Raw genomic sequence first — 21091 nt, 5'->3', positions numbered from 1 at the left:
TGTTTGTTTTACAATACAATGGTTCGAAATAATCAGTCTTTAAAATAAATCTGCTTTGCTAGCCTAAAGGTATTACAGTGCGCTTCCACGACATCTTTAATATCTTCAGAGTAGCCCCCGCCCATTACGGTGGCAATCGGGATATTGTATTTCTTAGCCTGACTAAGCACAAACTTGTCCCGATTTTTGCATCCTTCTAAACTGAGTGCTAATTTGCCTAGTTTATCCGTCCCCAATACATCGACTGCTGATTGATAAAATATCAAATCTGGCTGATGGTCTGTTATAAGCTTAGGCAACGTTTCCATTAATTTTGCAAGATAAGTATCGTCATCGGTTCCGCTAGCCAGATCAATATCTAAGTCAGAAGGAGGTTTGCGAAAGGGATAGTTCTTCTCACCGTGCATACTAAACACAAAAACTCTTGATTCATCCGCCATAATACTGGCATTGCCATTTCCCTGATGAACATCTAAGTCTACGATGAGTATCCGATTTGCCTCACCTCTATTGAGTAATAAATTGCTTGCGATACAGACATCGTTAAACACACAAAATCCCTCCCCATGATCTGCAAAGGCATGATGCGTGCCCCCTGCTACATTAAGCGATACGCCATACTGTTTGGCATATAAGGCACACTCATAGGTCGCATGAGCAATATACCTGCCCCGCTCTACTAGATTTGCTGTCATTTCAAAACCAATTGCGCGCGCCTCTTTACGAGATAAAGTCTGTGTTTTTAGTTTGTGCCAGTACTCTTTGGTATGTGTGCTTAAAATTTCTTCCTCAGTGGCTATATTTGGCGCAAAGAAATTATCCTCGGTTACTGTGCCCTCCTGTAATAGTCGCTCTGGAATAAGTCGATACTTTTGCATCGGAAAACGGTGTTTTTCGGGGACGTCATATAGATAGATTGGCGAAAAAGCGATTTTTAACATAATAGTATAATCAGTGACATAGAACATGATTCATTAGAAAATTTAGGGTTCATTGAATTATCCGGTCATTTAAAGGTTGTCAATGACGACTTATTAAGCACTGCTGAAGCTTAACGCAACACGTCATAAAAAAACACCCCTAGTTTGAACTAGAGGTGTTTTCTAAAAGTTATGTTTTCAGGTAGTTGTATTATTTGTTGATCTTAAGCGTGCGTATTCTTTATAAACACGCTAGCTGACTAACTTTAGATAACAACGATACCTTGTTCAATGTATACGTCATGCGAGTTATCAGAAGCGGCTGAATTATGATAAACATCATAATTAATACCATCTACTACCGTACTTGATGCTTTGCTCCAAGTACCATCAGTAGTCGCATCATCAAACTTAGCACGGCTTGCACCATCGCTATTCCAGTTTGTTGAGCCAAGATCTACCTTACTTGCACTCGTACCTTGAACATAAAGCGCTCCATCACGATCGGTGTCTTGGAGTAGATCCTCAAATCGTACATCAAGAGCATTGCGACCATTTAATTGAATAGTTTCAAAGCCACTGATATCATCAGTCGATACATTAGTTTCATGGTACCAACGATTAATTAAACTATTATCATAGTCATAGGTAAGTACTAAGGTATCATCACCTTCACCACCATTAATAGTACCCATTAATCTACCACCTGAGAATGTGACCGTGTCATCTCCAGTACCCGCATCAATTTGCGAGTGGTGTTTCATGGTGTGAACAGAAAGACTATCGTTACCGTCCCCTAAGTTGACTTTAGAACTATAAATCATTGAGCCTTTAATAGTTACCGAGTCATCACCTGCACCCGTATCTATCAAACTATTATCACCCATATGTCTAACTGTGATGGTGTCAACACCACTACCTGTTAATACTTGGGCTTTATCAGTTATATCGCAGCCAATAGTGACAGAATTAGATCCATCACCAAGATCTATAATACTACTTCCGAGGACATTAGTACCGACCTTGACATTATCATCGCCTAGACCGCCAAAGACATAACCGAAGTCATAAGAGGCACAATCACCAAGGTTATGGGTAATAGTTAGATTATTTACATCGCCTGCGGCATCTACAGTGCTGGCTGAAGCTACCTCATTATCCGTCACGTATTCGGTACGACCAGAGCCTAAATCAATAACGCCGCCATCGTCCATCTCACCATACACTGTAACGTTATCACTACCGCTACCAGTAAAGATACGACCACCGTCGATACCCCATCCAGTAACTTTGCCATTACCATTACCACCGACGACGACGGTATCATCACCGGTTTCTGTAAAGATATAGCTACGTGCTCTGGAGTCTGTTTGGGCGCTATGTAAGTTAGAATCTAATGCACCTTGGACATAGTAAGTATCATTTCCACTACCGAGTGCTGCTACAGTATAAGCGTTTTGGTCTTCACGTATCTGGACAAAATCGTTACCTGCATACGTTTCCATTTTCCAAACAACGTCACCGTCCCCACAATCACGCTCAAAGTCGCCATCCCAGCAAGATTTGATTAAGCTGCCATTACTATTAAAGCCATCGTAACCAATATAGATGAAGTCGTTTAAGATACCTGTTTCATAGTTAACATCAGTGCCATACTTACCGCCTGATTTACCACGTTGATCTGAAGGACCTTGAGTATCATTCAGGTTATACCCTAAATGCCATAAGAAGATAGGCGCTGCATCTGGTATAGTCAAGTCAACTAAGGCACTATCCTGAGCCACAGTTGAAGTATTGCCCGCTGCATCAGTAACAGTAGCTGTCACTTCGATTTGTGCACCATCTACAGGTACAATGCTATCATTATAACCATTATCAATAATGTCTTGAGTAATGACTATCTCTTGACCGTTCACCGTTAATATATTACCCACCTCAGCATCAGGACCAACCGTGACAGTATAGTTAATATTGCCTTCATCATCTGTTGTATCAGTCGCATTTTCAAGATAACTCACAATACCATCATTATTGGTATCTTCAGTAATTACCACCGTAGGCGCTGATACACTAGTATCGACTCCGTAGTCTTTAGTAGCACTGATAGGTGCTGTGTTACCAGCAGGATCAGTGGCATCAACCACCACATCAAGGGTGGTATCAGGATCTGCTGCTAAATCACTACCTGGTACGTCAATGGTGAAGCTGCCATCAGCGGCAACGGTGCCGGTGAAGTTATTACCATTAGCAGTGACGGTAACTGTATCTCCTTCTTTATACTCGCCACTTACCGTACCCGTTACTGGGACATCTTGTTCTGACTCATCAGCATTAATAATGTTGTCATCAGTGATGTCATTTACCGCAATTTGTGCATCTGGTGCCGTTGTATCAACACTATAGTCTTTAGTGGCAGTGATCGTGCCGGTATTACCAGAGGCATCTGTTGCCACAACTTGACCGTCAATAGTCGTATCATCATCCGCCGCTAAATCGCTACCGGGTACGTCAATTGCGAAGCTGCCATCAGCAGCAACTGTACCGGTGAAGGGTGTGTCATTCACAGTAAGCGTTACTTCATCGCCTTCACTGAATTCACCACCAACGGTACCTGTTACGGTCACTGACGCACCAGCTTCAGCGGCATTAATAACGTTATCTTCAGTGATGTCATCAATAACCAGTGTTGTGGTTTGATCCGTTGGGCCTTCCGTATCAGCAGCAGGTGCTGTACTGGTCGCATCAGGACCTGGGTTACCAGCGATATCAGTCACGTTAGCAACGACATCAGCACCTGGAGTCACTTCAATATCTTGACCGTTGTCTAGGATGTCTTGAGTAACTGGATAGTCTGTGCCATTGATAGTCAATACATCATCAATCTCAGTACCTGCAGGAACGGTAACCGTTGCTGTCACTGTACCATCTGGACCTACTTCTTCAGCGTTATAGATACCATCCGTACCTGGGTCTTCAAAGCTAATGGCAGGCGCATCTGGTGCCGTTGTATCAACACTATAGTCTTTAGTGGCAGTGATCGTGCCGGTATTACCAGAGGCATCTGTTGCCACAACTTGACCGTCAATAGTCGTATCATCATCCGCCGCTAAATCGCTACCGGGTACGTCAATTGCGAAGCTGCCATCAGCAGCAACTGTACCGGTGAAGGGTGTGTCATTCACAGTAAGCGTTACTTCATCGCCTTCACTGAATTCACCACCAACGGTACCTGTTACGGTCACTGACGCACCAGCTTCAGCGGCATTAATAACGTTATCTTCAGTGATGTCATCAATAACCAGTGTTGTGGTTTGATCCGTTGGGCCTTCCGTATCAGCAGCAGGTGCTGTACTGGTCGCATCAGGACCTGGGTTACCAGCGATATCAGTCACGTTAGCAACGACATCAGCACCTGGAGTCACTTCAATATCTTGACCGTTGTCTAGGATGTCTTGAGTAACTGGATAGTCTGTGCCATTGATAGTCAATACATCATCAATCTCAGTACCTGCAGGAACGGTAACCGTTGCTGTCACTGTACCATCTGGACCTACTTCTTCAGCGTTATAGATACCATCCGTACCTGGGTCTTCAAAGCTAATGGCAGGCGCATCTGGTGCCGTTGTATCAACACTATAGTCTTTAGTGGCAGTGATCGTGCCGGTATTACCAGAGGCATCTGTTGCCACAACTTGACCGTCAATAGTCGTATCATCATCCGCCGCTAAATCGCTACCGGGTACGTCAATTGCGAAGCTGCCATCAGCAGCAACTGTACCGGTGAAGGGTGTGTCATTCACAGTAAGCGTTACTTCATCGCCTTCACTGAATTCACCACCAACGGTACCTGTTACGGTCACTGACGCACCAGCTTCAGCGGCATTAATAACGTTATCTTCAGTGATGTCATCAATAACCAGTGTTGTGGTTTGATCCGTTGGGCCTTCCGTATCAGCAGCAGGTGCTGTACTGGTCGCATCAGGACCTGGGTTACCAGCGATATCAGTCACGTTAGCAACGACATCAGCACCTGGAGTCACTTCAATATCTTGACCGTTGTCTAGGATGTCTTGAGTAACTGGATAGTCTGTGCCATTGATAGTCAATACATCATCAATCTCAGTACCTGCAGGAACGGTAACCGTTGCTGTCACTGTACCATCTGGACCTACTTCTTCAGCGTTATAGATACCATCCGTACCTGGGTCTTCAAAGCTAATGGCAGGCGCATCTGGTGCCGTTGTATCAACACTATAGTCTTTAGTGGCAGTGATCGTGCCGGTATTACCAGAGGCATCTGTTGCCACAACTTGACCGTCAATAGTCGTATCATCATCCGCCGCTAAATCGCTACCGGGTACGTCAATTGCGAAGCTGCCATCAGCAGCAACTGTACCGGTGAAGGGTGTGTCATTCACAGTAAGCGTTACTTCATCGCCTTCACTGAATTCACCACCAACGGTACCTGTTACGGTCACTGACGCACCAGCTTCAGCGGCATTAATAACGTTATCTTCAGTGATGTCATCAATAACCAGTGTTGTGGTTTGATCCGTTGGGCCTTCCGTATCAGCAGCAGGTGCTGTACTGGTCGCATCAGGACCTGGGTTACCAGCGATATCAGTCACGTTAGCAACGACATCAGCACCTGGAGTCACTTCAATATCTTGACCGTTGTCTAGGATGTCTTGAGTAACTGGATAGTCTGTGCCATTGATAGTCAATACATCATCAATCTCAGTACCTGCAGGAACGGTAACCGTTGCTGTCACTGTACCATCTGGACCTACTTCTTCAGCGTTATAGATACCATCCGTACCTGGGTCTTCAAAGCTAATGGCAGGCGCATCTGGTGCCGTTGTATCAACACTATAGTCTTTAGTGGCAGTGATCGTGCCGGTATTACCAGAGGCATCTGTTGCCACAACTTGACCGTCAATAGTCGTATCATCATCCGCCGCTAAATCGCTACCGGGTACGTCAATTGCGAAGCTGCCATCAGCAGCAACTGTACCGGTGAAGGGTGTGTCATTCACAGTAAGCGTTACTTCATCGCCTTCACTGAATTCACCACCAACGGTACCTGTTACGGTCACTGACGCACCAGCTTCAGCGGCATTAATAACGTTATCTTCAGTGATGTCATCAATAACCAGTGTTGTGGTTTGATCCGTTGGGCCTTCCGTATCAGCAGCAGGTGCTGTACTGGTCGCATCAGGACCTGGGTTACCAGCGATATCAGTCACGTTAGCAACGACATCAGCACCTGGAGTCACTTCAATATCTTGACCGTTGTCTAGGATGTCTTGAGTAACTGGATAGTCTGTGCCATTGATAGTCAATACATCATCAATCTCAGTACCTGCAGGAACGGTAACCGTTGCTGTCACTGTACCATCTGGACCTACTTCTTCAGCGTTATAGATACCATCCGTACCTGGGTCTTCAAAGCTAATGGCAGGCGCATCTGGTGCCGTTGTATCAACACTATAGTCTTTAGTGGCAGTGATCGTGCCGGTATTACCAGAGGCATCTGTTGCCACAACTTGACCGTCAATAGTCGTATCATCATCCGCCGCTAAATCGCTACCGGGTACGTCAATTGCGAAGCTGCCATCAGCAGCAACTGTACCGGTGAAGGGTGTGTCATTCACAGTAAGCGTTACTTCATCGCCTTCACTGAATTCACCACCAACGGTACCTGTTACGGTCACTGACGCACCAGCTTCAGCGGCATTAATAACGTTATCTTCAGTGATGTCATCAATAACCAGTGTTGTGGTTTGATCCGTTGGGCCTTCCGTATCAGCAGCAGGTGCTGTACTGGTCGCATCAGGACCTGGGTTACCAGCGATATCAGTCACGTTAGCAACGACATCAGCACCTGGAGTCACTTCAATATCTTGACCGTTGTCTAGGATGTCTTGAGTAACTGGATAGTCTGTGCCATTGATAGTCAATACATCATCAATCTCAGTACCTGCAGGAACGGTAACCGTTGCTGTCACTGTACCATCTGGACCTACTTCTTCAGCGTTATAGATACCATCCGTACCTGGGTCTTCAAAGCTAATGGCAGGCGCATCTGGTGCCGTTGTATCAACACTATATGCACGATCTGCGGTCGCTGTGTTTGAGTTACCCGCAGCATCTGTAGTGGTTACCGATGCAGTAACATTGGTGTCAGCATCAGCCGCTAATGCACTTCCTGGTACAATGATGCTGTAGCTACCATCTACCGCAACCTCGCCTGAATAGACACCATTATTAATATTAAGTGATACGATATCACCTTCATTGAAATCTCCAGTTACAGTACCAGTTACTGAGATGTCTTCTTGAGATTCATTAAAATTAATCGTATTGTCATCGGTAATAACATCAATAGTAATATCAAGCTCTGGAGGGTTCATACTCGTCGTATAATCACGAGTAGCTTCAGCACTACCTGTATTACCTGCCGCATCTACAGTAGTTACAGTCGCGGATATACTAGAACCGGCCGCAAGATCCATACCTTGTACCGGAATACTATAAACTCCAAAGGCATCAACATTACCAGTGTATTCATTGCCGTTAATACTAATGGTAACTGTATTACCTTCGCTGAATTCTCCAGCAACTACGCCTGAAATGTCAATGACACCTTGAGCCTCACTGTCATTGACGACGTCATCGCCTGCTATTACATTAATAGTAATAGTAGGAACTGGAGCATCTAGATCTGCATCTGCTACGGGTACATCGGTGGCAGTACCAATATTACCAGCTGCGTCAGTAATAGAAGCTATAACTGGTTGTCCGGGTTCAACATCTACCTCAAACCCATTATCAATCATATCTTGAGTGATTTCGTACTCAGTACCATTAACCACTAAAATATCACCAGGTTTGGTAGTTTCAAACTCATTGTCTGAGGTTGGTAGCGTTATGGTCGCTGTTACCGTACCATCTGGATTAGCATCTTCAATATTGTACTCGCCATTTGGTCCAGACGGATCAGGTAACCCAATAACTGGCTCTAATGGCGGCGTGGTATCGACATTGAAATCTAAATCAAACCGGTTACCTTCTTCAAGAGTCTCGCCATTAAGATAGTTATTAGCTCTTATTCTTATTTGAGCAGGTCCGTTATAGTCAGGTACAGCTGTCACTGTTCCAGTCCAGCTTTGTCCGTTGTCAGTTGTAGAAAAATCATTAATGATTACACCAGTTAGGCGTAAATCATTAATATCAAAGTCTAAAACGGTTGTATCAAATACAATCGTCAAAGTTGTCTCATCATTAGCAGACAGATTGTCATCTGCTAATTCAAATGTTCTAATACTAGTACTCATCTTTTAAATCCTTTAGTCAATAATTGTTTTGCAATAGTGATTGCACATATTGCAAGTTAAATCTGTAATTGAAGCTCAAAGTTATGAGTTATAACTTCGAGCATGTTTCTGAATACATCTATTATCTATACAACCCCACCACGGACTTCCTCGGTCAATATCTGCGTATCTACATATACTTGATTGAATGAACTATCGAAGAATGCAACGTCATATATCCATTGATTAGGTAATTGATCTAAATCATTATTAGCGGCATTAACATCCACTATAGAGAAACCATAACCATCGATTACACCATTTCTATAAGAAACATCAAACTCGAAAAGACCGTCATCGGTTAGTTTAGTAAAATTACCGTCCTCATCGATAAATCCTGCATACTCGATTTCACCATTAAAGGCATCATCACTAAAGGCAGCACTATCTTGGAACTCATCACCCTTAGGCACTGTATAATTGAGCCCACTGGGACCATCATCTGCACCAGTTCCCGTTGCTGTGCTACCTTCATTACCAGCAATATCAGTATTGGTCGCAGAAACTTCACTCTTATCTAATATTCTGTCTTGGTTGATTAGAACAACGGCTTCGTTTACCCCATCACCATTTAAATCAGTATTATCAAGTACTATTGCAGATTGAACGACAGATGGGTCAGCAACAGCGTCTTGTCCATCAAACGTAAGCCAGTTCCAATTCCCATCCTCTCCTCTAGCGACTGTTACCTCATGAGTAGTACCAACCATACCTGTCTCTGGGTTATAGGTCTCATCAGTATAGGTGAAGTTCATTAGAACAGTATCCTCATCAGTACTAGATTCAATGCGTACTTGTCCCTGACGCTCCACTCGTGTAGGATTTCCGTTTTCATCCGTTACAACAGTGTTTGTTGTACGTGGTATTACGACAGCGTCAGGTGCGGTCTGATCAACTAATGCGGTGTCTGAAACTTCGACGCTGTTACCAGCAGGATCTGTCAAGGTGGCCTTAAATGTAAGCTCTGTACCATCAGCCGGTATCTCAGGTTGAACAGTCACTGTATCGCCTGCATTGGCATCTGTACCTACTAGATAAGTCTCAAGCGTATTACCTGCTTGGTCAGTAATGGTAAGCTCGTCTCCTACTTCTGCAGTATCCGGAATAACAACATCAACAGTAATTTGTGTTTTTCCGGCAAGCTCTGCAATGTTCAAATACTCATCATTGTTCCAATCATCTGCTATGTTGATGGTTGGCGCATCTACCGTAGTATCAATCACGGCACTGTCCGAAGCTTGAGATGAGTTACCTGTGGCATCAGTCAATGTGGCTGTGACTTCCATGGTCTCATTCTCGGCCGGTACAGGAACTTGTATGGTGACTGTGCCTCCACGTAAAACGGTATCACCAACTTCATAAGTATAGCTAGTACCTAAATAGTCCGTAACTGTTAATACGTCTCCGATTTGCGCATCTGATGGCACAGCTATTTCAACATCTAGCTCAGTTTGACCATTTAACTCCTGAGCATTGATAACACCATCGTCTGGACTGCTGTCCGATACAATAGTAACTGTTGGACTATATAATAACCCATTCGCTACTTCATACTCTTTAGTGGCAGTGACAGGACCGGTATTGCCTGCGGGATCAGTCGCATCAACCACTACATCAATAGTAGTGTCAGGATCCGCTGCTAGGTCTGAACCTGGTACCTCTACGCTAAAGCTACCATCTGGGTTGACAGTTGTGGTAAATGGTTTGTCATTGACGGTGACGGTAACTTTGTCACCTTCTACAAATTCACCAGTTACAGTGCCGGTTACAGGGATGTCTTGACCCGCTTCGGTAGCGTTTAGGATGTTGTCATCAGTGATGTCATCAATTGCCACTTGCGTTTCGGGGTCCGTCGGCGGTTGGGTGTCCACTTTTGCACTGTCTGTGCCTGGGTCACTGTCATTGCCTGCTGGGTCTGTCAGAACAGCTGTTACTTCTAAGGTCTCACCTTCAGCGGGCACTGGCGCTTGTACAGTTACGGTGCTACCAGCACCGACGTCGGCAGTGCTTCCTACGGTGTATTCGCCAAGCTCATTACCTGCTTGGTCGGTGACGGTCAGTACATCGCCTTCTTCGGCATCGGCTGGTATGACAACGTCTACTGATACTTCTGTTTTACCCTCAAGCTCTTCGGTATTTAAGAAGCCGTCGTCGTCTGCGTCATCAACGATGGTGACTGTCGGTGCAGTGGCTGGGGGTGTGGTGTCAATAACAGCACTGTCTGAGCCTTCAGCTGTGTTACCAGCTGCATCGGTTAGCACTGCGGTGACGGTTAGGGTCTCACCTTCAGCAGGAACTTGCGGTTGTACTGTGACACTGCCGCCTACGGTGATGTTGGTGCCAACTGTGAAGCTGTCTACTTCATTACCGGCTTGGTCGGTGACAATAACGGTATCACCAATCTGAACAGTGTCCGGTACGCTAACGGTTACTTCAACTGTGTCAGCATTACCTAACTCTTCGGCACTTAGTAAGCCGTTGTTGTCTGCGTCATCAATAATGTCAACGGTTGGCGCATCTGATGCAGTCGCTACTTCATACTCTTTAGTGGCAGTGACAGGACCAGTATTGCCTGCGGGATCAGTCGCATCAACGACCACTTCAATAGTGGTGTCAGGATCCGCTGCTAGGTCTGAACCTGGGACATCTACGCTAAAGCTACCATCTGGGTTGACAGTTGTGGTAAATGGTTTGTCATTGACGGTGACGGTAACTTTGTCACCTTCTACAAATTCACCAGTTACAGTGCCGGTTACAGGGATGTCTTGACCCGCTTCGGTAGCGTTTAGGATGTTGTCATCAGTGATGTCATCAATTGCCACTTGCGTTTCGGGGTCCGTCGGCGGTTGGGTGTCCACTTTTGCACTGTCTGTGCCTGGGTCACTGTCATTGCCTGCTGGGTCTGTCAGAACAGCTGTTACTTCTAAGGTCTCACCTTCAGCGGGCACTGGCGCTTGTACAGTTACGGTGCTACCAGCACCGACGTCGGCAGTGCTTCCTACGGTGTATTCGCCAAGCTCATTACCTGCTTGGTCGGTGACGGTCAGTACATCGCCTTCTTCGGCATCGGCTGGTATGACAACGTCTACTGATACTTCTGTTTTACCCTCAAGCTCTTCGGTATTTAAGAAGCCGTCGTCGTCTGCGTCATCAACGATGGTGACTGTCGGTGCAGTGGCTGGGGGTGTGGTGTCAATAACAGCACTGTCTGAGCCTTCAGCTGTGTTACCAGCTGCATCGGTTAGCACTGCGGTGACGGTTAGGGTCTCACCTTCAGCAGGAACTTGCGGTTGTACTGTGACACTGCCGCCTACGGTGATGTTGGTGCCAACTGTGAAGCTGTCTACTTCATTACCGGCTTGGTCGGTGACAATAACGGTATCACCAATCTGAACAGTGTCCGGTACGCTAACGGTTACTTCAACTGTGTCAGCATTACCTAACTCTTCGGCACTTAGTAAGCCGTTGTTGTCTGCGTCATCAATAATGTCAACGGTTGGTGCATCAGGGTTGTTGGTGCTTATTGCAAGCGTTTCACTCGCTGTATTCGATACGTTACCAGCAGGATCTTTGACATAGGCTTGTGCGTCAATTTCTGTAGTGTCAGTTGTTATCGCTGCGTCAACTTCAACGTATTGGTTATCAAGCGCTTCTTGAGTAACGACGATTTGTTGTTCTTCGCCGTTAATAGTGAGTACAACGGTATCCTCTAGGTCAGTGTTCGCTGGTAAGCTTACTCGAACTGGGGTACTGTCAGGGCTATCACCATTTTCTTCGGCATTTAGGGAGCCATCACCGCTAGTGTCTTCTGGGAAGGTAATGATTGGTGCACCGTTTTCAGTGGTATCATCATCATCATCATTGTCCGTATCGCTATCGCCATCTACGTCGCCAGGTACACTGATATCCACTGCTAGTGTATTTTCAGCAGTATTAGAGGTGTTGCCCGCAGGATCTTCGACGTAGGCTTCAACGTCAATATCGTCTACGCTACCGTCTTCGTTTTTGGAGATTGGGGCGTCAAGGGTTACATAGCCATTAGCAATATCAACGACGCTGACGGGTATGCTTTGTTCGTCGCCATTAATGGTAACTACGACGGTGTCACCCGCTTGGGTGCCTGCAGGTGTACTGACTCGTACGGGGGTAGTGTCAGTTGTGTCGCCATTTTCTTCCGCGTTTAAAATGCCGTCACCACTGGTATCTTCAGGGAAACTGATAATTGGTGCACCGTTCTCGGTGGTGGTGTCGTCATCATCGTCGTCGGTGTCACCATCGCCATCTACGTCGCCTGGGATGCTAATGTCGACTGCTAAAGTGTTCGTAGCTGTGCTTGAGGTGTTGCCTGACGGATCTTTGACGTAGGCTTCAACGTCGATATCGTCTACGCTTCCATCGTCATTTTTACTAATCGGAGCGTCTACGACAACATAGCCGTTAGTGGTGTCGTCTTGGGTGACAATCACGTCTTGTTCTTCACCATTGATGGTGACGACAACAGTGTCTCCGATATCAGTGTTGACTGGAGTTGTTATGCGGACAGGCGTGGTGTCTTTGCTGTCGCCATTTTCTTGGGCGTTTAGGACACCGTCACCGCTAGTGTCTTCTGGGAAGCTGATAATTGGTGCACCTTCGATAGTAGTGGTATCATCAGTCGGATTACCTTCTGCATCTGTATTGTCAGTATCATCAGGGTCTCCTTTACTTGGATCACTAGGATCTGTCGCACTACCATCACCATCGACATCACCTGGCACTAGTAGGTCTGTAGGTGCAGTATCACTGCCTGAACCGATCTGTTGGCCCTCTGCGTTTTTAACGATAGCGTTAACGGTAGTGTTGCCTTGTTCAACTGGTGTGACAGGGACAGTAGTGCCAGTTTCAAGAACCTCTTCAGTGAGTGTAATGGTTGTGGGTTCACCGTTAGGCCCTACTATCTCAAGGATGTCACCCGGCATATAGCCACTATCTTCTGGGAAGGTGATGCTGACGGGTACCTGATCATTATCATCTAGGTCATCTGGATTAACAAATTCATCGTCCCCAGTGATGATTTCAACGATAGGCCCATTAACAGGATCACGTGACGCGACAGATTCTGCAGTTGAGGTGTTCCCTGCTTCATCGCTATTCTCAGCATGTATAGGTGAGCCGTCTTTGATGGCATCATAGTGAATGTCAACGGTACCGGTTTCAGGATCTACGGTAACGCCTTGGGGTAGTTCGGTGCCATCTTTAGGTCCCCATGTGCCATTGTCGTCTTTTTCTAGTTCGATGGTGTTGTCTTCACCTTCTTCGTCGGTGTAGTTTATGGTTAAGTCGACGGCATCTGTTTGGGCAGGTTCAACGATAACTGAGCCATCATCTTGCGCTAAAATAGTTGGTGCTGGCGGTGGGGTTAGATCTTCAATGTCATTACCTGCTGTGGTTTGTGAGCTCGCCACGCCACCGTCGTTGCTGTTCTCGGCATCGACGGATGAACCATCTTTGACGCTGTCTGGACTTAGAGTTACTTTACCGGTCTCGGGATCTAGGGTAACGCCTTCTGGTATAGTAACGCCTTCAGCAGGCGCCCAAGTACCGTCTTCGCCTTTTTCTATTGTGATCTCTTGCGGTTGATCATCCTCGTCGGTAAAAGTGAGCGTCGCTTCATCTGCTTCATCTGATGGTGTCATGTCTACTGACCCATCGTCTTTAGCCTCTAAAACTGGAGCATTAGGTGCTAAGGGACCATCTAGATCATTACCAGCAGTAGTCTGAGAGGTTGCACTGCCGTTGTCATTACTGTTCTCAGCAGTCACTGGTGATCCGTCTTTAACGCTATCAGGATCTAAGGTAACTTGTCCTGTTTGAGGATCCAAAGTGACACCTTCTGGGACGGTTGTTCCTTCTGGTACCGTCCATGTGCCATCTTCGCCTTTTTCTATGGTGATCTCTTGTGGTTGATCGTTTTCATCTGTGTAGGTAAGCGTCGCTTCGTCTGCTTCGTCAGCAGGGGTCATCTCAATTCCACCATCTGATGTGGCCACTAACTCTGGTGCTTGAGGTCCTAGTTCTTCTGGTGTGGTGTCATTACCGCCAACGGTGATCTCGCTATCTGAGCTATTACCAGCTTCGTCACTATTCTCGGCAGCAACGATGGTGTCATCTTTAATATTGTCACCTGGTATGGAGGTTTGTCCTGTTTGTGGGTCAATAACTACACCATCAGGAACGGTGCTGCCATCGATAGGACCCCAGGTGCCATCTTCGCCTTTTTCAATCTCAATGACTACTTCTTCACCGGTGTCTTCATCTTGGTAAGTAACCTGTGCGTCAACTGCATCTTCTGCAGGTGTCATTTGTGCTCCGCCACCTTCGGTTTCTACTAAGTCTGGTGAGTTTGGTGGGGTGGTGTCTTCTATGTCATTACCGGCTGTGGTTTCTGAGCTCGATGTGCCACCATCATTGCTGTTTTCAGCAGTCACTGGTGATCCGTCTTTAACGCTATCAGGATCTAAGGTAACTTGTCCTGTTTGAGGATCCAAAGTGACACCTTCTGGGACGGTTGTTCCTTCTGGTACTGTCCATGTGCCATCCTCACGTTTTTCAATGGTGATCTCTTGTGGTTGATCGTTTTCATCTGTATAGGTAAGCGTCGCTTCGTCTGCTTCGTCCGCTGGTGTCATTTGTATGCCACCATCAGGGGTAGCAATTAATTCAGGTGATGCTGGGGGGGTTTGTTCTACTAAGTCATTACCGGCAACAGTGGTCGCTGAAGATTTATTGCCGCCTTCGTCAGCGTTCTCTGCTTTTACAGTTGTGCCGTCTTTGACACTATCAGGACTTAAGGTGACTTTACCAGTTTCGGGATCTACTGTAACGCCATCTGGTAGTTCGGTGCCATCTTTAGGTCCCCAGGTGCCGTCTTCACCTTTTGTGACTTCTACGGTTTGTGGTTCATCGTTTTCATCAGTGTATTCAACTATCATCTCGATAGCGTCTTCACCGGGTTCTGCAGTCACAGAACCGTCTTCATTGGCAATGAGCTCAGGGGTGCCCGGAGCGGTGGTGTCACCGATAACAGTGGCGGTATCTATGATGTCGTCACCTTCTTTAGATATGACTTCATATTCTTCACCATTTTCAAGGACGATGTCGGTTTCTACTTCAAAGCTGCCATCAGGATCGGTTGTGGTACTACCAATGATATTACCGTCTTTATCTACTACAGTAATACTGCTATTAGGCTCAGCTGTACCTGTGATGATAGTGCTATCAGGTATTCCATCGTCGTCCTGGTGTTGGTTCTCTTGACTTTCGATGACAATCGGTGCTTTGGGTGCAGGACTATCATCATCGTCATCAGCTAAGGCAATTCCTACGGCAGCTAAACCTGCAAGGCCAACTAACCAAGGTAGCCAAGCAAAGCCACCGTCATCTGCTGCGCCCACCCAATAAGGGGTTGGATACGCGTTACCGCCTAAGGCTTGTCCTTCGCTGTCACCTGCGGCCAGTTCTGTGACAAAGTCTTCTACTTCACCAGTATCCGGTACATAGTAGTAGTAGCTGCCATCTTCTGCTAGTCCTATGAGCGCACTTTCAGCCTCGTCATAATAACCTTCTATTATAAGGTCGCTGTCTTGGCCGGTTTCTTCTATGGATACGTGTAAGTCTTTACCGACACGTTTGGTGATGATGTGATCTGGTGCTCGTCCCGTCGAGGTGTCGATAAGTTCATAGTTTACTTTGTTTGTGGCTTTGATGACGGTTGGTTGTCCGTCTTTGGTGACAACTTGATGTTCGGCTATGCTTTGTACGGCATCATTTACTTTTACAATTATCGTTTTCATTTTGTATTCCTTGGATTCGCTTTTTATTTTTGAGTGTGTCTTTATTCTTCAGTAGCACTTACGGTGGCAACGACGCGGCGGTTGTTGTAACGACCTGCGGATGTGGCGTTGCTTTCTACTGGTCTGCTTTCTCCGTAGCCTACTGTGCTTAATCGGTTTGGTGCGATGCCATACTTAGTAACCAATTCTTTTTTAACGGCTTCAGCGCGACGTTTTGATAAGTCCATGTTGTAGCTGTTTGTTCCGATACTGTCGGTGTGACCTTCAATGACGGTGCTGGTGTCTGGATATTTCTTCATATAGTCTGCAACCGCTTCGATGCGGGGGTTGAATACAGGCTGAATGACGGCTTTGTCAAATTCAAACAATACTTTTAGGTTTATTGGTTCGTCTATTTCAATGACAATCGGCGGCTCAGGCTCAACTATCTCTGGACAGTCGCGAACTACGCGGCTGATTTGATGGGTTTGTTCGCTTTGGGTGCTTAGTATTTGCTGCGCGGCGCTTTCTTCAAGCTTGCTTAACGTCGGTGTGCCTGTGGCGTCATCAATGTCGATGTAGATGTAGTAGTTTTCTTGGGGGGTGAATTCAACGAGATGACTAAAGGCGTTGGTGAGATCGTTTGTTTTAAGTCCGGTTGGTGCAACACTGATGTTGTGTTGTCCACTGCAGTAACGTATTTGTGAGTAGTGCCCTGGTTGTAGACTGACTTGGAATCGGCCGTCAATGGCGATATTGGCACTGGTTTGTAGTCCGTCGTTGTCTAGGGGACGTACAAAGATGAGGTTGGTTTCATTTGCCGGTAGTTCACTGGCATTCATGGGCTGAAAAGCGGTGTCACCTGTTTTATTCCAGCCTATATGGTCTACTTGACGCATGCTGTCTTCTGCTGTCGCTGTGTACCCTATTCCAAACATAATCGCCCATAGGGAGGTGACTAGGCTACAGGTCCGAATGTGTCTTTTGGCTTGAATGTATTTCATTGGTGTCATCCTTAGTTGTGTTTGGTCTCTATTCGTAAAAGTGTTATGGGTTGTTTTAATTGTTTTATAAAAGTTATATAAAATAATTAAATAGCCATGGAATATTTAAAACAACCTATAATACCTTTCATATATACTGATTTTATTAACATTTATTTCATAAAAATAAAGTCTTAATAATTAAACATTAAAAATAAAATTATAATTTACATATATTTATTTGCAATTATATTAAATTAAATAATTTGAGGATTATAATCAATTAATTGATATATTAAAAATTTTATTTAATTTAACATCACTATATTTATGTAACCAATTTATATCATCTTATAAACCCTATTTAATCTAATTAAGTAAATGGCGTTAAAGACTAGAACAACAATCTGTATGTAAGCCATGCTATTAAAGGGTATAAGTAACAATGAATCAATGTATATAGGTTTATTAGTAAGGAAAGAAAACTCAATGTTAATAGCTAAAATGACAATTAAAAGGCAAAAATTAACCTATAATAAACTTAAAAACTCGACTACTACATAATCATTATAATTGATTAAAACCAACAATCAATAAAATTTATAAAAAATAATACATACATAATGTAAATTATATTTAATTAAAGAGTTAGTAAATCTAATAAATTTTTTTCTGTAATAAATTGATGAGTTAGAAATTATAAAAGCAAAATTTCTGCATATTATTTAAAATTTTAGATAAATATAACTATATAATTATCACAGCATTACATCTTATAAATTAATATAATTGTATCTAATAAATGATTCTTATAAGTGCAGTATATTCAAGTAGTTATTCATTTAGTTTACTTAGAAAATGCATTATAAAAACTGATTGAATAAACCCTTAAGATATATATTTATGTATAGAGCTTAAAGCTAAATAAATAGAAAACTAGTGCTTTTTTATAGGTAGGTAGATATAGTCAAAGAAGTCTAAAATGGTTACAAGACAACAGAGTGCAAGTAGCCAGTAATACGGGAGTAGACTTAACGTGGTTAACGCCGTAACCGTTTAGTAGTTCGCTGACTATAGAATGATAATTATGAGCGATGTTGCCTTGAATAATCTTTCATAAAAAAGCACTCCTAGCTGTACTAGAAGTGCTTTTATAAAAGGTTTACTTTTAACGTAACCAGATTTTAATGAGTAATAAGTATTCATCTTACAAGTCAAAAACTGGCTGTATCAAAATAGTTAGATCACAACTATTCCTTGCTCAATATAAACGTCGTGCGAATTATCAACAGCAGCTGAATGATGGTAAATATCATAGTTGATACCCTCTACAACTGCACTCGAGGTTATCTCCCAAGTACCATCTGTAGTAGCATCATCAAATTTAGCCTTATCCGCACCATCACTATTCCAGTTAGTAGACCCTAAATCTACTTTACTTAAGTCATTGCCTTGAATGTATAACGCACCCTCACGAGCTTCATCCTGCATTAAGTCTTCAAAACGGATATCAACAGCATTTTGTCCAGTCATTTCAATAACTTCAATGCCACTGAAGTCTTCAGAAGAGACATTAGTTTCATGTAGCCAACTACTAACCAAGCTATCATCTTCATCATATGTGAGTTGCAAAGTATCAATACCCTCTCCCCCAGCTATAAATCCGTTGAGTTTGCCACCAGAGTAAGCAATTGTGTCATTACCAGCACCAGCATCGACTTGGCTATTATTGTGCATGCCATTAATAGATAAGCTATCGTCACCATCACCCAACAACATTGTTGAATAGAAATGCATGGTATCTAGGGTTATAACATCATCGCCTACACCGGCATCAATATGACTATTACCATTCATATCAGTAACAGAAAGTTTATCATCCCCTGCGCCTAGATCTATACTAGCCTGATAGTTAATATTATCCGCTATGGTAACGGTATCATTACCATCGCCTAAATAAACTGAAGCACGATCTCCGATAGATTGAGCAATATCCAATTGGTCAGCACCACTACCAGTAGTTATAGTACTGTTTCCTTTTACGTAACTGCCGATAGTAATGATATTATTACCATCACCTAAATTAACTTGTGCATAGGATTGAATGTCATCAGCTATGTTAAGTGTATCATCACCACTACCTGTTAGAACTTGAGCTCTACCAGAGAGATCGTTACCAATATTGATAGTATTGGTTCCCTCACCTAGGTCGATCACGCTATAGCCGAGGACATTGTTCTCAACGGTCACGCTATCGTTACCTAACCCACCAAAGACATGACCAAAATCATAAGCAGCAACACTACCAATATTGTTCGAAATGCTCAACGTATTGACATCACCTTCAGCATCAATTGAGCTGGCTGCGTCAAATGTATTACTGCTAGCATAATCGCTACGACCGGCACCTAGATCAATGACACCGCCGTCATCCACGGTGCCATAAACAGTCACATCATCATTGCCACTACCTGTGAAAATACGACCTCCATCAACACCCCAACCAGTAACTTCGCCCTCTCCATTGCCACCAATGACTACTGTGTCATCGCCAGTTTCGGTAAAGATAAAGCTACGCGCTTCAGGGTTACTTTGAGCTTGATAAAGATTAGAATCTAATGCGCCTTGAACATAGTATGTATCATTACCACTACCCAATAAAGCTACCGTATACGCATTTTGATCATCACGTATCTGTACAACGTCATTACCAGCATAAGTTTCCATCTTCCATACGGCATTACCATCACCGATATCTCTTTCAAAATCGCCATCCCAACGTGATTCGATAAGGCTGCCTTGATCATCTACGCCATCATAACCAATATATATATAGTCATTTAAAATACCTGTGTCATAATTGATATCAGTGCCATACTTTCCACCAGACTTACCGCGATGGTCAGAAGGACCTTGAGTATCATTTAGGTTATATCCTAAATGCCATAGGTAAATTGGGTCTGCATCTGGAATCGTTAAATCAACAATGGCAGTATCTGTCGCTACAGAGGATACATTACCCGCCTGATCAGTAACTGTCGCGACTACGTTTATCTGCTCACCATCGATAGCAGGTAAACTACCTTGATAGCCATTATCGATAATGTCTTGAGTGATGTCGATAGGCTGATTATTAACCGTTAAAATATCACCGACTTCTGCGTCTGGACTAACAGTAACTGTATAGTTTATACCAGGTTTGTCATCAGTTGCATTTTCAACATAACTAATAACACCGTCATTATTAGCATCTTCTGTAATAACAACGCTCGGTGCTTCTGGAGCCTCTAAATCAGCATCAGGTACGAGCGCATCTACGGCTTCTCCAATATTACCAGCTGCGTCAGTAATAGAAGCTATAACTGGTTGTCCGGGTTCAACATCCACCTCAAACCCATTATCAATCATATCTTGAGTGATTTCGTACTCAGTACCATTCACCACTAAAATATCACCAGGTTTGGTAGTTTCAAACTCATTATCTGAAGTTGGTAGGGTAATGGTCGCTGTTACCGTACCATCTGGATTAGCATCTTCAATATTGTACTCGCCATTTGGTCCAGACGGATCAGGTAACCCAATAACTGGCTCTAATGGCGGCGTGGTATCGACATTGAAATCTAAATCAAACCGGTTACCTTCTTCAAGAGTCTCGCCATTAAGATAGTTATTAGCTCTTATTCTTATTTGAGCAGGTCCGTTATAGTCAGGTACAGCTGTCACTGTTCCAGTCCAGCTTTGTCCGTTGTCAGTTGTAGAAAAATCATTAATGATTACACCAGTTAGGCGTAAATCATTAATATCAAAGTCTAAAACGGTTGTATCAAATACAATCGTCAAAGTTGTCTCATCATTAGCAGACAGATTGTCATCTGCTAATTCAAATGTTCTAATACTAGTACTCATCTTTTAAATCCTTTAGTCAATAATTGTTTTGCAATAGTGATTGCACATATTGCAAGTTAAATCTGTAATTGAAGCTCAAAGTTATGAGTTATAAC

The 21091-nt window shown here is 44.0% G+C and carries 5 protein-coding genes; all 5 read right to left on the bottom strand.

The window, feature by feature from the left end:
• Positions 1 to 32: 32 nt before the first annotated feature.
• Positions 33 to 941 (bottom strand): histone deacetylase family protein, encoded by a 909-nt coding sequence (locus tag AC21OG_RS06210; protein ID WP_487378340.1) that lies wholly within the window; start codon positions 939 to 941, stop codon positions 33 to 35.
• A gap of 245 nt (positions 942 to 1186) precedes the next feature.
• Positions 1187 to 8257 (bottom strand): Ig-like domain-containing protein, encoded by a 7071-nt coding sequence (locus tag AC21OG_RS06205; RefSeq protein ID WP_491185063.1) that lies wholly within the window; start codon positions 8255 to 8257, stop codon positions 1187 to 1189.
• Between the two features lie 125 nt (positions 8258 to 8382).
• Positions 8383 to 16128 carry an Ig-like domain-containing protein gene (locus AC21OG_RS06200; protein WP_491185062.1) on the bottom strand — a complete coding sequence of 2582 codons (7746 nt, stop codon included), beginning with the start codon at positions 16126 to 16128 and terminating at the stop codon, positions 8383 to 8385.
• A gap of 41 nt (positions 16129 to 16169) precedes the next feature.
• Complete coding sequence (locus AC21OG_RS06195) at positions 16170 to 17111, bottom strand: OmpA family protein (protein WP_491185061.1); 942 nt, start codon at positions 17109 to 17111, stop codon at positions 16170 to 16172.
• Between the two features lie 1218 nt (positions 17112 to 18329).
• Positions 18330 to 20996 (bottom strand): Ig-like domain-containing protein, encoded by a 2667-nt coding sequence (locus AC21OG_RS06190; RefSeq protein ID WP_487378470.1) that lies wholly within the window; start codon positions 20994 to 20996, stop codon positions 18330 to 18332.
• Positions 20997 to 21091 lie beyond the last annotated feature (95 nt).

It is taken from the genome of Psychrobacter sp. CX5 (assembly GCF_057621535.2).
Note: the sequence above shows the minus strand (reverse complement) of the source record. Positions and strands in the feature narration are given on the sequence as shown.

Bases quoted from the DNA above. Each gene is read 5' to 3' on its own strand.
- AC21OG_RS06200 (WP_491185062.1), bottom strand. From the start codon at position 16,128: ATGAAAACGATAATTGTAAAAGTAAATGATGCCGTACAAAGCATAGCC.
- AC21OG_RS06195 (WP_491185061.1), bottom strand. From the start codon at position 17,111: ATGAAATACATTCAAGCCAAAAGACACATTCGGACCTGTAGCCTAGTC.
- AC21OG_RS06210 (WP_487378340.1), bottom strand. From the start codon at position 941: ATGTTAAAAATCGCTTTTTCGCCAATCTATCTATATGACGTCCCCGAA.
- AC21OG_RS06205 (WP_491185063.1), bottom strand. From the start codon at position 8,257: ATGAGTACTAGTATTAGAACATTTGAATTAGCAGATGACAATCTGTCT.
- AC21OG_RS06190 (WP_487378470.1), bottom strand. From the start codon at position 20,996: ATGAGTACTAGTATTAGAACATTTGAATTAGCAGATGACAATCTGTCT.